This is a genomic window from Vibrio sp. M260121, from assembly GCF_036533715.1.
Classification (GTDB): domain Bacteria; phylum Pseudomonadota; class Gammaproteobacteria; order Enterobacterales; family Vibrionaceae; genus Vibrio.
The window spans coordinates 58,978-74,173 of the sequence record NZ_JATABF010000026.1 but is presented as its reverse complement, the minus strand read 5'-3'; the positions used below and the strand labels follow the sequence as shown (position 1 = coordinate 74,173).

Here is a 15,196-nt window from a genome sequence, read left to right as displayed (position 1 = left end):
TTACTGAATACATTGTAGGAAATGCCATTTTTCGCTTTCGCAGGCACCAGAACATCAAAGTTGCTTGAGGAACTCTGACGCACCTGAGTATCGGTTCTGCTTGACAGGCCATAACTTGATGCAAATGCATGGCTTGATAACAAACTCGCTGAAACGAGCGAGAAAACTGCAATTTTTACGGGTTTGCAAATACGAAGGAAATTCATGACAGCGATCACCAAAAAATTATTCTAACAAGTCTCACTTGTATTTTTATTCAATAATTGAGATTCCAGAAAACATCAATAACTGGCTCATCAACAATACACAGATTCGGTTAATACTGAATTCACATTTTTTACTATCTTTCATTGCAGCTAACGCTTCACTGTAAAAAATATAAGCTTCAGGAGAGCCTGTTTTTATCTGTACAGTTCGCATTCGTTGCTTGCACAGAAGTTTTAACAAAGATCCGTTGAGTATTTTTAGCCCCCCAACTTATAAAATATCGTTCGCTTTCCTAACATTCGAAAGAGCTGAACTACAAAAAATACTACTACCGTTAAAAACAGCAGTATTATTTTTCTTTTAGATATATGAAAACCTTACTCTTTATGAGCAATAAATTTGTCTATCAATAACTACTTCTTTAAAGGCTTAGAACCTCATAGGCCCCTTAATTAACTAATAAACTAAACGCGAACTAAAATGATTAATTAGCAACGATAAATCTGTCCACTATTGCTGAACAAGACTTAACTTGTTTCCTGTCGTATACAATAGTTACTTTTTTATTAGCCATAAATGCGGAAATCAATGAACTTGCCTTTACCTCATAGTTTAATGCTGAGAGAGGAAGTGTAAATCTCTGTCCATCATCACAACTGGAGACAGAGTTATCTTTATAGTTAGGAAAGAAACTCAAACCACCACTAGTTGGATATATTTTATATATACTTACGTACCCACTCCACTTCCAGTCTGTAGCATTAGCAGATGCGCACAGTATAATTGAAAGTAAAACGGAATATATGCTTTTCATTTTTATCCCTATCAATATAAATTTTGGTCGTCACTTAAAATCGATAACATCCCCTGTTCTTAAAACGAACATAGAATAATAATGAATATATTTCACATGTATTTTTCGCACACAAAACTATAAATAACTATATTCCCCCCCTACATGCAGACTAACGTAGAAAAGTTATGCATTAGGAGAACAGAACTAATGTACTAAGATAAAGTGTAATTGATACAAGCCTTCATCAATCGCATGATTTATGTACTGGAATACATAAATCATACAGCAATCTATAAGTTAGATAAATACAATATCATGGAAAGATCAAAAAAAATAAATGAAAAATTATATAACCCTAACGCAAACGACACTATCATAAAATTTAAATGACAAATAACACACTAATTAATGATAAAATCATATTAAATAGCAAAAATCAGCCAAGATTAATTTAGTGTTTGAGAATATAAAAAATAAGCCAATCATTTTCACTCAGGTTTCTTTGCTCTCGACACAAAGGGAAATTTTCCAAATGAAGCAAAGTAGGAGACGGTAAGTTAAAAGCACCGTGAGCAACAACTTAATAAGAGGAAGTCTTCACACTTCTAACTCGCAAAAACCCAGTTTAGGTTTTTAGCTGCTGACCAACTCTTAAGCGAAGAGCAAGACTCGACCTCTACGTTGTTGGTCTTATGTTTTACATTACAAAGATATACAGTTGGTAAACCTCCGGGACCATTGACTAACACGGTCCCTCCCCTTCCGATAGCAAGATAAGCTACCTTTCCTTTGCAATATGTGTCAGCAGTGGCAGCTGAGAGAAGTAGAACGATAAGAGATCCTATTATTTTCTTTAGAGTTTATGATTTACAAAAACTATCAGGCGAGGTTAAAAAATGCGAACATGTCCGATAGTCGCAAACGTTGGTCCGACCCAATGTGTTTTTCCACAGCTTGCATTTACGTATACATCCACCTCTTTACCCGCCATTTGAGCAGATAATAAAACGGTAAACCAAGTTTTATTGGTGAGTGGATTAAGAATGATATCTCCACTCGAATTTACTTTGCAGTTATGGGGGTTTTGGAAGCTTTCCAACTTAATAAGCGCTGTTGTTTCGTTTAGAACGTACATACTCTTAACTTTTGATTTACCAGACCACCCCGCAGCTGCTGAAGTATAAAAAGATGTAAGCATTACAAAGGCAGCTGTCAATACTAAACACCAAGATCTCATCTCATATCTCCTCGACTTTAAAATTGAGAAACAAATGTTTCTGTCCGTACATATTAAAAGCACTTGATGTGAATTCAGGTTATCTAGCCAACCCGATGGACTCTCATACGATTTCCAACGCAAGAATCCGTATGGCTCTCTTTATCATAACCGATGTTTACCTTCTCTTTAGTTGAGTATGCTAATAGTAATCGTGACATAATGAGCTGGCGAGACTCTGACGATATTGCTGGGTCGATAGCCATATAATCAGTCAAAGTGCACTTTGGGTGAGAATCGGGCATACCTTCGACTCGGATCAGAATAATAGTATTTCCTGGGTAAGTTAGAACCGCTTTTACTTCACCTGAAAAGTTTGCTGTATACCTTGCGTTTGCCGCCAGAGGAAATAATAAAAGTAGTAGTAAGATGTTTTTCATATCTAGCTTTCCAAACCTAACACCCAGTCATTTAGTCTAGGCCCAAAATACCAACCTCTTAACCAGTCCCAAGGTTTGTGGCTTGAATCCGTACAATCCCCCTTATCGTTGAACCAGAGCGTTACAGCCTTATTCGTTGTTTGTGCAGTCAGCAGGGTTGAGTAGATTATTCTACATGTCTCTTGGCTTATTCCGTTGTAATCACTGCCAACTCGACATAGCCTGGGCCAATTCAAAGGCCCTAATTTCTCAACTAAAATATCACCTGTGTGAGGAGCTATGCTCACCCCTTTGACCTCGCCTGTACAGGTATATTTGCCATAACTTGCAAACGATGTTAGTGACAAAAGCGCTGTAATTAACAATCTAGACATTTAAAAGCCTCTTTATTTCACTTGAAAATAAAGTCATGTTTTTTAAATTTTATAACACTCACTCCCCTAGAGAAGAATCATAAAAAACAAAAAATAGAACATCATTCCAATTAATAAGTTAATGCTATTTTATGAATTCTACACATGAACAATGAAAAGTAAAAGTCTTAATTATCATAAATTAACCTACTGGAATATATAGAATGCCATTAAGTAAAGCTTATTATCAAAAATAACAAAAAAACTCTTTAAGCCAAATATGCTTTATTCAAGAAGTCTTTCATTGTAGTATATTCACAATTTCAGGAACTAAATTACGCGCACAAGAATATGCTTATATATACGTAGAATTGTACCAGTTAAAGTTTCGTTATAAAGACTTCTAACTGCGCATCCATATTTAGAAACGCTAATTTACTTAAGACTAATATTTGAATATAAAATGAAAAGAATCTTCGCTTACTTATTAAGCACCTTATGTGCTTTGCCTATATACGCAGGACAAACGAAGTCAAATTTAACAATCGAGCACCTTCGAGTGAGAAAATCTGTTGCTTACATCAAGTTTTCTGAATGTAGTTACTACTCACGCGTCTACCTTAACAGTGAGTATGAAAAACTCATGTATTCGGTCGCAACAGCTGCAGCACTCGCAAATAAAAGAGTCAGTGTTGAATTCAACGGTGACGACTGCTCAAAAAAAGAACTGGAGTTAGTCTACATTGACTTCTTACTGTTTAATCATTTTTCAAAAGTTTCTATCTACGTTTCTTGCCTCGCTAATTTAGAATCAAAGCAAACGTTTGCTTTTTCTCTGGCGAGTTAAAATAGTTCTGGTATGATGCCCTCATTCGATTTATTCAGCGTGCTCTTTTCGCTGGATATCTTCTCTTTATGACGTTTGATTAAGATGATAGGAATGTCGCAATGAGCCTTGCTAATCAAGTACTTGCCGTCAATGACGACCTGCCAATTCGCACCCACAAGCCTGTTCACAGCGGAAAAGTTCGCTCTGTTTACTGGTTAACTGAAGAAGACAGCGCACGACTGATCAAAGAAAAAGGATACGATGTCGCTACTGATGCCCCACTGGCCATCATGGTGATCAGTGACCGTATCTCTGCATTCGATTGTATCTGGCACGGCGAAGGTGGACTCAAAGGCGTTCCGGGTAAAGGCGCGGCACTCAACGCGATCTCTAACCACTGGTTCAAATTATTCAAAGACAACGGCCTTGCTGATAGTCATATCTTGGACATCCCTCACCCATTCGTTTGGATCGTACAAAAAGCGAAGCCAGTGAAGATTGAAGCAATCTGCCGTAAGTACATCACGGGTTCTATGTGGCGTGCCTACGCAAATGGCGAGCGTGAATTCTGTGGTATTGAGCTTCCTGAAGGTCTTGAGAAAGATAAAGCCCTACCTGAATTACTAATGACACCTTCAACTAAAGGTATCTTGAAAGGTATTCCAAGCGTTCCTGAAGCGGATGACGTGAACATCACTCGCCAAAACATCGTGGAGAACTATGAAGCTTTCAACTTCTCAAGTGCAGAAGACATTGCGCAATACGAAAAGCTATTGAAAGAAGGCTTTAATGTGATCAGCGATGCGCTTGAAGCCGTTGACCAAACGTTCGTAGATACTAAGTTTGAGTTTGGCTATGTGCACGACGCTGCCGGTAACGAAAAGCTAATTTACATGGATGAAGTAGGTACGCCTGATTCGTCACGTATTTGGGATACAAAAGAATACCAAGCCGGAAACATCGTTGAAAACTCGAAAGAAGGTTTCCGTCAGTTCTTATTAAACCACTTCCCTGATCCTGATATTCTGCTTAACAAAGAGCGCATGCCCGAGCGTGAAGCTCTTGCTCGTGATAACGATCTGCCAGTAGAGTCTTTGATGGACATCTCTCGCACGTATATCGGCATCGCAGAAAAAATCACAGGGCAGCCAATCAAGTTGAGCAATAATCCGAAAGCAGAGATCATCGAAATCTTGAGCAAAGAATACGGTTTGATTGATTAAGCTTTACTCGCTCAACGCTGAGTAAAAACCGAATACAAAAGGGAGCTAAGCCAAAACACAGCATTGGTTCTCAGGTTTACAATAGGTAATAAAAAAGCGACCGAATACTCGATCGCTTTTTTGATTGGGGGAAGGTATAGCTTTAGTGTTAGAACTTCAAATTCAGCACATCTTGCTCGGCAGTTTCTACTTTTAGTTTGCTTCGAGATTCAATGTACTCAATCTGCTTTGAGTCTAACGAATAAGGCATAACCACACGTAGTTCATGGATCCCTTCATGTTTTGCTAGCTTCACCAACATCACTAGATTGGATTCATCGCTCTGACGTGAAGACATCGATTTTAAGGCAGCATCCCAAAGGCGATCCTCTGGTTGGCTTAATTCCGCGATGTTCTGTTTCCACATCAGACCAAAAATGGGAGCGATGGTGGCGAAGGCCTCCAAAAAGGTCCACTTCTTACTTCCCGTTGCTCCTAGGAAGCTTGTGTAGTCGAATTCAATGCATGTCTTTCCTTGTTGCTCCATCCTATGCCTCGACACTCTGAACTGAGGTATACAAAATATCGTTCAATTACTTTGATATAGCAATAGGATATAAAACAATGGTCTTTTATGCCTTAATTTAACCTCAAAAGGAAATATTAAAACCAGCTTTGTAACAAATGATGTACAGCTTCGCCATATATACGCATCCAATTGATTAATATTTTAAACGCCAAACTAAAAGCACGCTCCCGCAAGGAGAAGAAGCAAATCGGTACTAGAGGTTAACCAACTTGATTCCCAGTCCAATACGGGTTTGTGAATGGTCATAATCAATCAAGGTTTCACCATAGCCATGGTAGCCCTGAACATACAAACCTAAGATGTCATTAAAGTACAAGGTGTACCCCAATTCTACGCCACCTTTGTCATCGGCAAAGTTGTAGAAGCCTCGGGTATTAAACACACCAGCGCCAGTATAGAACTTCGCCCACAATTCATAGGGTGCATAGTAGTCTTCCATGTCGTCATTTTCTGTGGTGACGACCCACCAAGTATGCGCACCGTATTCAACTGGACCGGAGAAACGCTCAGCAGCAAGATAAAGACGATCCCAGCTACGAGAAAGCTTACTCGACTGGCCGTTTGATTCATGCTTGTAACCTAACTCTAAGTGGTTAAATAACAGCATGTTTGATTGGTGAGCCAAGAACACTTGTGGTTTGTAATTGGTCTCTCTGAACGGAGAGGAAATGTCAGAGTTAGCGAGTTGCCAGAGAGACTTTTGCGTGTATGCGCCCATTAACGCGGTGCCAGAGCTGAATCGGTAAAACGGGATCGAAGCTGAGATCTGAAACTTAACTTCAAACTGTTGCAGCGAGTCCATTTCAGAACCGAGTTCGTTGTAAGCGTTTTGATTGATGTCGGTGGTGTATGTACCTAATACGTAGTTGTCTTCATAAGTTGAAATCTGTGCAATGTTTTTTCCGTAAGCCAATGCGGGACACAACAAGAATGGAATTACTTTATATTTCATCGTTTTCCTTCACGTCGCTCAAGAGGAGCGGCAAATTCATTCCTTATCACCTAAAAATTAGGTCATAAACTGCAAGGGAAACTGATTAAAGCAATTATCGTTCCGGGTTATGAATTGCCTTATTTCACATCCAGCACACGACTGGCTTTTTTGTACTGCACTTTCCAACCAGACCAACGAGGTAGCTCCCAGCGTTTAGGGTCCCCCTTTCGATTGCCATCGGTATAAATAACATGAACCAACTTGCGAGACACGAAGTACTCCACGTCGAGTTTTAATTCAGCCAACAGCAGTTTAAGCGGAAATTGCTCTGCAAAGTCCTGATACTCCCAATCAGGAATGCCTTCGAATGGGATATCGTCCGCTTCAAACAGTTCAATGTCTTCCATGCTTTCCACGCCAAGCGTTTCTAACTGTTCCACGAGCCAAGTTGAAAACGACAAACCATCAAGCGTGTCTTTATCGATAGGCTCTTGATTTAATCCAAGCGCGTTATAAATCTTCCAATGTTGTATTTGCTGTTTTCTTAACGGGGCAAAACCCGGAAGTAGCGTTTCGGCTTCAATCATCTCCACGATGGACTGAACTGCGACACCACCTTCAAGCGCTTGGAATTCCGTGCAAATGGTTCGCCCAGCATAGGTCAAATGCATGGTCGCGCGCGGCACTTCTTCCTCATAATTGGTTTCGCCTTGCTGCCACTCGCCAAGTTCTAATTCACGCAACAACTTAAGTGAAATGGGCAGCATTACAGAGGCAAGGTTAAGAGTCTGCTTTACGCCTCGTCCGGGCACGCTATGACTATCTAGCACCAATGCTGCTTCGCTTTTTTCGGGGAAACGGCTATTACGCCCGACCATCATTTCCATCAAGCCATTGCCTAGCGCGTCACGACGTCGTTCTCGGCGCACAAATACAAGTTCTGGATGTAACGTGGCAATGGCTTTGGTCAACTCATCACGTTTGTATCGCGATGCGACTTCAAGATCCGGCAATTCAAACACTTCTCGCATTTGTTTTGCTAAACCTTGCGCTTCATCAAGCACGCTCACATCAACATTAACGCCAGGAAGCTGCTCCCCTCGCACCAAACGAATCATCAACGAGGCATCGCAGCCAAATGGTTCTTCTTGTGCTAATGCTTCCGCCGATTCCCCACCTTGCAATTGATACAATTGGGCTGGTACAGAAAGCGATGCTGCTAAGTCGATCATTGCTTCTTTTTCTGATTTGGTCTGGATACGAGTCACTAAATCCGCAAACAAGGCATCAATTGGTAAAGGGTAAACTTTTTTACCGTGTTCGGTGATGTCACCTTGCTCGTCTATCGCTTCCATCCCTTGCAGGGTTTGACGTGCTGAGTTGAGTGACTTTTCAGGTGCAGAATCGAGGAAGGAAAGTTCGGAAAGTCTATAACCACAACAAGCCGCAGCGAGCATTGGCTCTACAAGTTCTTCACGGTGCAATTCAGGTGGCGTCACCAGTTCCAACGGAGCATGCTCGCCAAACAAGCGAATACACGCCCCTTCAGCAACACGACCTGCCCGCCCCATTCGCTGCGCCGCACTGGCTTTAGAAATGTTGGTTAATGTGAGTGCTGTGCGTCCATTTCGTTGCACGGTTCTGCGTTCTAAACCACTGTCGATCACGACGCGGATGTTTGGAATGGTCAGAGAGGTTTCCGCGACGTTGGTTGCCAACACCACTTTGCGTTGCTTTTGTACTGTCAATGCACGATGGCGCTCTTCATCACTCACCGATGCATGCAACTTCACGACCATCACATCATCAAGGTTTTGCAGCATCTGTGAACATTGAGTGATCTCTTTACGACCCGGTAAGAAAACGAGAATATCGCCCTCTTCGTCTTCCAAAGCTTCTTTCACCGTGCGAACAACATCGTTCTCGCAACCCTTTTTGTTCGGCAAGTAACGGCTATCCAGTGAACGATGGGTAACGGTAACAGGAAAACAACGACCTTCCGATCGCAGCCGTTTGGCATCCAAATAGTTCGCCAGTTTTTCACCCTCTAAGGTCGCTGACGTGACAATCAACCGGTGCTGTTTTTCTTGCTTTAAAATCGCCGTAAGGAGATCAATGTCCCAGCGGCGTTCATGAAATTCGTCCACCATCACGATATCGAAGCTAGCCAGTTTGTCTTCCGCGAACCAACGCAGTGCAACACCGGGGGTCACGAACACGACGTTGGTGTTTTCATCGTAGTGTGCATGAAGCTTAATCGCGTAACCAATCTTCTTACCAAGTGGTTGGCCGGATTGCTCGGCAAGAAACTCGGCTAACGATGTGCAAGCAATTCGACGTGGCTCAATCACCAATACTCGGCCGTGATTGGCCGCCCAAAGCGGCAACCGTGTGGATTTACCAGAACCGGTTTCGGCTTCTACCACTAAATGGTGGTGATTCACGAGTTGGTCAAATTCAGCTTGTAAGCTATCGATAGGTAATTGAGACATAAAAGATAGAACGTGATAATGGATTGCGAGGCATTATACCTGAGTGAGAAATTCCTGCTTTAGGAATCGCTTCTGACTAATTAATGACAGTATTATCGTTTCAGTGACGATATTTTCGTCGGTAATTGGATTTTTTTGCGACATTACGTTGATGTACATCAACGAATGTTTACAACTAAATAGTGAACCCGTTAGAATTTTGCACGCATCCTTCAACCCTACATTTAAGGCACCCAATGAACAACGACAAGCGCCCACTCTATATCCCATATGCGGGTCCGGCTCTTTTAGCGACCCCTCTTTTGAACAAGGGCAGTGCGTTCTCCGGAGAAGAACGTAGTTCATTCAACTTGGAAGGTCTTCTACCAGAGACGACTGAAACCATCCAAGAACAAGTAGAGCGTGCGTACCAACAGTACAAAAGCTTTGAAAGTGACATGGACAAGCACATTTACCTACGCAACATCCAAGACACGAACGAAACGCTATTCTACCGCCTAGTTCAAAACCACATTTCTGAGATGATGCCGATCATCTATACACCAACCGTTGGTGCAGCGTGTGAGAACTTCTCAAACATCTACCGTCGTGGTCGTGGTCTGTTTATCTCGTACCCGAACCGTGATCGTATCGATGACCTGCTAAACAACGCAGCAAACCACAACGTTAAAGTTATCGTGGTAACGGATGGCGAACGTATCTTGGGCTTGGGTGACCAAGGTATCGGCGGCATGGGTATTCCAATCGGTAAGCTTTCTCTGTACACAGCGTGTGGCGGTATTAGCCCGGCTTACACACTACCAATCGTACTGGATGTGGGTACTAACAACCCGCAACGTCTAGCAGATCCTATGTACATGGGTTGGCGTCATCCACGTATCACTGGTCCAGATTACGATGCGTTTGTTGAAGAGTTTATCCAAGCAGTACAACGCCGTTGGCCAGATGCCCTGATCCAGTTCGAAGACTTTGCACAGAAAAACGCAATGCCACTTCTAGAGCGCTACAAAGACCGCATCTGTTGTTTCAACGATGACATTCAAGGTACAGCGGCGGTAACCGTAGGTTCTCTACTTGCAGCATGTAAAGCGGCAGGTACTAAGCTATCTGATCAACGTATTACTTTCTTGGGTGCTGGCTCAGCAGGTTGTGGTATCGCAGAAGCGATCATCGCGCAAATGGTGTCGGAAGGGATTTCTGATGAGAAAGCACGTTCACAAGTTTACATGGTTGACCGTTGGGGTCTATTGCAAGAGGGCATGCCTAACCTTCTTGATTTCCAACAGCGCCTAGTTCAGAAGTTCGATAACACGAAGAAGTGGGAAAATGAAGGAAATGGCTTCTCACTTCTTGATGTGATGCACAACGCTAAGCCTACTGTACTGATTGGTGTATCGGGTGCTCCAGGCCTCTTCAGCGAAGAAGTGATCAAAGAGATGCACAAGCACTGCAAGCGTCCGATCGTGTTCCCACTATCGAACCCAACGAGCCGCGTAGAAGCAACACCAAACGACATCATTCGTTGGACAAACGGTGAGGCACTAGTAGCAACTGGTAGCCCATTTGAGCCAGTGGTTCATGAAGGTCGCTCTTACCCAATCGCACAATGTAACAACAGCTACATCTTCCCTGGTATTGGTCTCGGTGTACTAGCAGTGAATGCGAAGCGCGTAACGGACGAAATGTTGATGGAATCAAGCCGTGCATTGGCAACATGTTCGCCATTGGCTATCAACGGCAACGGTGCCCTACTTCCGCCACTAGAAGAAATTCACTTGGTATCGAAGAAGATTGCATTCGCTGTAGCGAAGAAAGCAATTGAACAAGGCGTTGCGCTAGAAATCACCGATGAAGCGCTAAACGATGCCATTGACCAAGCATTCTGGCAGCCGGTTTACCGTCGTTACAAACGCACAGCATTCTAAATTTTGCTACGCTTTGTATAATATTTAGCCCTCGCATTGCGGGGGCTTTTGTTTTTTATGCTTTTTTTTCTCATCCTAACCATATTTTGGCATAAATGGGCTTCTCTCTTTTCATTTCTATCAGATATGATGAGGGATACACATTGAAATAAGGACATCGAACGTTTTGCTGTTTTCTCGCATAAAGTCAAACTGGAAGCTCAAGTTCTCATGGAAGCGTCTGGCTTTGGTTTTGTCGATCTCTTTACTCGGCCTCTTGGTCACCGTTATCGCCATTGACCGTTGGGTCGTGCTGCAAGCGCAAGAAGAAATCTTCACCGACTACGAACAAGTACCAGAGCACGAAGTCGCAGTCGTACTTGGCACCAGTAAGTACATTGGGAAAATCCTTAATACTTATTACACCCACAGAATCAACGCCGCTATCGAGCTGTACAAACAAGGAAAAGTGAAGCAGTTTTTGTTGAGTGGAGACAACGCACATCGCTCTTACAATGAACCTTGGACGATGAAGCGCGATTTACTCAGAGCTGGTGTGCCAGAAGAAGTGATTCATCTCGACTATGCAGGATTTCGTACTTTAGACTCGATCGTGCGCGCTAAAAAGATTTTCGCCTCCGAGCGTTTCTTGATTGTCACACAACGATTCCATTGTGAGCGTGCTCTGTTTATTGCTGATGCTTATAATATCGATGCACAGTGTTTGGCCGTAGCGGGCCCAACAGCGAGTAAGCAGAAACTCAATATGAGAACACGTGAACTGATGGCCCGCGTGAAAGCATTTTTGGACTTGTACATCATGAATACGCAACCGCGCTTCCTTGGCCCTCAAGAGCCAATCGTTGCAGTGGAAGAAAAGCAGGAAGCCATCGACAACGAACGCAATATCCCGGTTCAGTGAGTCGAGCCAAGTGTCGCTTCTTTCAACATCCTTGTTCAATACAACACCGCGATAACAATTCATTAAAAGTAAATGGGTAGATTTCTACCCATTTCCAATTCTCAACCTCACACTTTCTTATTCCGCCGCCGATTCAGACAAAACACCCTTTCGCATTCGCAGTAACATTTAAATTAATAAATAACTACAAGTCAGTTACTTTGCCATAAAAAACCAACACTAAGGCAATGCAAAAGGAGCACAACCATGACCGCACTCGCTGTGACATTGAAGAACTGGTTCTTCACACGCAACAGCATGATATTGACGTCTAATGTCCTGCTATTCGCTATTCTGTTCAACACCTTACCCTTTGAGCCTCAAGTCGTAACCGGCTTATGTATTTTGATTTTCGTTGCCGTACTTTGGTTGACGGAAGCCATTCACGTAAGCATCACGGCCCTATTAATCCCGTTACTCGCGGTGTTCTTAGGCGTATTCAATACCCAAGCCGCACTGAACAACTTCTCCAACTCGATCATTTTCTTGTTCTTGGGTGGTTTCGCACTCGCCGCCGCGCTTCACAAGCAAAAACTCGATCAAGCGATTGCCGACAAGGTATTGCTGATTGCGCGCGGTAAAATGTCTGTCGCGGTCTTCATGTTGTTTGGTGTGAGCGCGGGTCTATCAATGTGGATCTCTAACACGGCAACAACTGCGATGATGCTGCCTTTGGTTCTTGGTGTAATGAGCAAACTAGATGCGAAGAAGAGTCACAGCACTTACCTATTCGTGCTACTTGGTATCGCTTACAGTGCGTCGATTGGTGGTATTGCAACGTTAGTAGGTAGCCCACCGAATGCTATCGCAGCTGCAGAAGTCGGTTTGAACTTTACAGAGTGGATGGAGCTGGGTTTACCAATTTCTTTGATTCTCATGCCTATCGCGATCTTGGTGCTTTACACCATGACAAAGCCAGATTTAAGCCACACTTTTGAACTTGACCACCAGCCTGTTGAGTGGACAAACGGCAAGAAGATCACCTTAGCGATTTTCCTATTAACAGTAACATTCTGGATTTTCAGCAAACCAATTAACGCCATGCTGGGCGGCTTCGCGAAGTTCGATACTTTGGTGGCGATTGGTGCGATTCTTTTGCTTGGTGCTTCTCGCGCTGTAGAGTGGAAAGACATTGAAAAGACGACTGACTGGGGTGTTTTGATCCTGTTCGGCGGCGGCATCTGTCTAAGTAACGTCCTTAAAGCAACAGGTACAAGCGTGTTCTTGGCTAACGGCCTAGCTGGTTTCCTAGAGCAAGCAGGCGTACTACTTACGATTCTATCTGTGGTTGCGTTTGTTGTTTTCTTAACAGAGTTTGCAAGTAACACAGCAAGTGCGGCGCTATTGGTGCCAGTATTTGCCACCATTGCAGAAGCGCTTGGTCTATCGCCAGTCATTCTGTCAGCACTGATTGCTGTAGCTGCATCATGTGCGTTCATGTTGCCAGTAGCAACGCCACCTAACGCAATTGTATTTGCGACGGGTCATATCAAACAGAAAGAGATGATGCGAATCGGTATGGTGCTGAACGTTGCATGTATCGGTGCACTGACGCTATTCGCTTGGTTGTTCTGGTAAACACACGGTTTTGATAAAACATTGTCCTGAACAAAATAAAGAGAGCGACGTTTAAACGCCGCTCTCTTTTCAAACTAGCACTACGGCTGCTGTCCTTGGTAATCACCCGAATACCTAACTACTACCCCCTAGTCATGTTCAGCAGTTCCCTTTTGGTGGTCGGTCGGCCACCTTTTTTCTATGAAGCCTCAATTGCCGCTTCAGATTGCTTTTGCATACCGTAGTTCACCTCTATTCTATTTCGGCCGTTACGTTTGGCTAAATACAAAACTTCATCGGCACGCGCCATGGTTTCAGAAACACGCTCATTCTGCATTTGAGCAACACCAATGCTGCACGTCAAAAGCTCACCATGCACCCAAAGATGCTTCTCAACATTCTCTCTGATCAATTCCGCTTTTTTAACGGCTTGTTCGATATTCGTGTTCGGGCAGAAGACCACAAATTCTTCCCCTCCCCAACGAACAAGACGGTCTTCAGGTAGGATTGAGCTTGCAATCACCATCACGAACTCTCGCAAGATATCATCGCCCATCTGATGGCCATACTTATCGTTAACACGTTTAAACTTATCTAAGTCCATGTAAAGAATGGAGAACGAGTCATGCCCCCATCGAACTTGTCGTGCTTGCTGCTCTAGCCAACTTTGTACCGCGTGACGGTTCATCGCACCAGTTAAAGCATCGCGATGAGCCAGTTCCGCAAATTCATAATTTTGTGTACGAAGCGTCGAATTCACCTTCTCTAAATGGCGGTGGCGTTTCCGTGCTTTGTTGTATGCGATTTTATTTTTACGCATTTCTTGTAGTGAGAATGCTAAACCCAGCGCCATCCATGAGAATAACAAAGCGAACAACAGTGTCGACTGCTCTACATATGCGCCTTCAAACTCAATCTTGTCGATAACGATCTTATGTTTACCGAGTGCCGCCCCCGCTCCAGTTGCGATATCAATTCGAGTGATATTGGAGAACTCCGGTGCAGAATGTTCAATCGCGACATCGTTGTCATTCAACCACCATGTCATCACCTGAAGGTTTGCAATTGGAATTTCGATGATCTCACTAAAATCTGAGGGAGAAAACTGCATGCCATTGTATTTAATGGTGTACTCATCATTTGGATCTGAGTAAGCCGAGTTAAAGTTTCTCAAATACAAACGTAAGTTCTTACTTGGATTCTCTCCATTCCCTGCCGATTCATAGCGGACTTTAAGACGAACGGTATGGTAACTCGAAAGATCGAGCCCTTTCGTTGCTTCCTTTACATCGGTGTAGACTGAGATTCCGCAGTATGGCCATGCATATTTGCTCTCTTTCAAATCACAGTTCAACACCAAGCTGTGATTCTGGTAGGTAATGTCAGACTCGCTAAGGCCACCAGCAACTGCATCGTTTGTTACGTGGATATTGAACAAGTCTGGGGTCACAACCAGTTTACGAGTATCACCAAGCAAACTGTATAGCGCCACTAAACTGATGGTGCATATCGACAATGCAAAGATTAATTTATGTATCCACTTCATAATGATAGACCTAGTTACTGACTACTGTACTGTTTATATAGTGCAATGTACTGAAAGTTTTTTAACAATTCAAATAAAGTTATTTATCAAGCTAAAAAGTGATTTTTGATTCACACTCTCGTTTTCAATACACCTCCCTTACAAACTAAATGTGATTTTGGTTCAAGTCT

General features: G+C 43.1%; 11 protein-coding genes. 4 read left to right on the top strand and 7 right to left on the bottom strand.

All coding sequences use genetic code 11. From position 1 onward, the window contains the following. From QTO06_RS15010 to QTO06_RS15000, 3 genes are all read right to left on the bottom strand, one after another. A partial coding sequence (locus QTO06_RS15010) for a hypothetical protein (RefSeq protein ID WP_331408735.1) occupies positions 1-206 on the bottom strand: 206 nt, incomplete at its 3' end. 1,686 nt (positions 207-1,892) lie between these two features. Next, positions 1,893-2,240 carry a hypothetical protein gene (locus QTO06_RS15005; protein WP_331408733.1) on the bottom strand — a complete coding sequence of 116 codons (348 nt, stop codon included), beginning with the start codon at positions 2,238-2,240 and terminating at the stop codon, positions 1,893-1,895. A gap of 83 nt (positions 2,241-2,323) precedes the next feature. Then, positions 2,324-2,659: a hypothetical protein gene (locus QTO06_RS15000; protein WP_331408732.1), complete on the bottom strand. Its 336-nt coding sequence runs from the start codon at positions 2,657-2,659 to the stop codon at positions 2,324-2,326. A gap of 1,301 nt (positions 2,660-3,960) precedes the next feature. Between QTO06_RS15000 and QTO06_RS14995 the strand changes: the two genes are divergently transcribed. Then, positions 3,961-5,064 carry a phosphoribosylaminoimidazolesuccinocarboxamide synthase gene (locus QTO06_RS14995; RefSeq protein WP_331408731.1) on the top strand — a complete coding sequence of 368 codons (1,104 nt, stop codon included), beginning with the start codon at positions 3,961-3,963 and terminating at the stop codon, positions 5,062-5,064. A 148-nt stretch (positions 5,065-5,212) separates the two neighbouring features. Here QTO06_RS14995 and QTO06_RS14990 read toward each other — a convergent pair whose 3' ends face one another. From QTO06_RS14990 to QTO06_RS14980, 3 genes are all read right to left on the bottom strand, one after another. Further along, positions 5,213-5,590 (bottom strand): transporter, encoded by a 378-nt coding sequence (locus QTO06_RS14990; protein ID WP_331408730.1) that lies wholly within the window; start codon positions 5,588-5,590, stop codon positions 5,213-5,215. A gap of 235 nt (positions 5,591-5,825) precedes the next feature. After that, positions 5,826-6,584, bottom strand: coding sequence for a phospholipase A (locus tag QTO06_RS14985; RefSeq protein ID WP_331408729.1), 759 nt, complete (start codon positions 6,582-6,584; stop codon positions 5,826-5,828). 119 nt (positions 6,585-6,703) lie between these two features. Beyond that, the gene (locus QTO06_RS14980; protein WP_331408728.1) at positions 6,704-9,058 is read right to left on the bottom strand and encodes a helicase-related protein; all 2,355 of its coding nucleotides are present in this window, start codon (positions 9,056-9,058) and stop codon (positions 6,704-6,706) included. 236 nt (positions 9,059-9,294) lie between these two features. On the opposite strand from QTO06_RS14980, the gene QTO06_RS14975 reads away from it, so the two are divergent. From QTO06_RS14975 to QTO06_RS14965, 3 genes are all read left to right on the top strand, one after another. Next, a complete protein-coding gene (locus QTO06_RS14975) occupies positions 9,295-10,983 on the top strand; it encodes an NAD-dependent malic enzyme (protein ID WP_038891325.1) in 1,689 nt (562 codons plus the stop codon). A gap of 166 nt (positions 10,984-11,149) precedes the next feature. Further along, positions 11,150-11,884 (top strand): SanA/YdcF family protein, encoded by a 735-nt coding sequence (locus tag QTO06_RS14970; RefSeq protein WP_005533464.1) that lies wholly within the window; start codon positions 11,150-11,152, stop codon positions 11,882-11,884. Positions 11,885-12,130: 246 nt separating this feature from the next. Beyond that, positions 12,131-13,501: an SLC13 family permease gene (locus QTO06_RS14965; RefSeq protein WP_005443284.1), complete on the top strand. Its 1,371-nt coding sequence runs from the start codon at positions 12,131-12,133 to the stop codon at positions 13,499-13,501. Between the two features lie 178 nt (positions 13,502-13,679). On the opposite strand, the gene QTO06_RS14960 is transcribed toward QTO06_RS14965, so the two are convergent. Continuing rightward, the gene (locus QTO06_RS14960; RefSeq protein ID WP_086369479.1) at positions 13,680-15,026 is read right to left on the bottom strand and encodes a diguanylate cyclase; all 1,347 of its coding nucleotides are present in this window, start codon (positions 15,024-15,026) and stop codon (positions 13,680-13,682) included. Between the last annotated feature and the right edge of the window lie 170 nt (positions 15,027-15,196).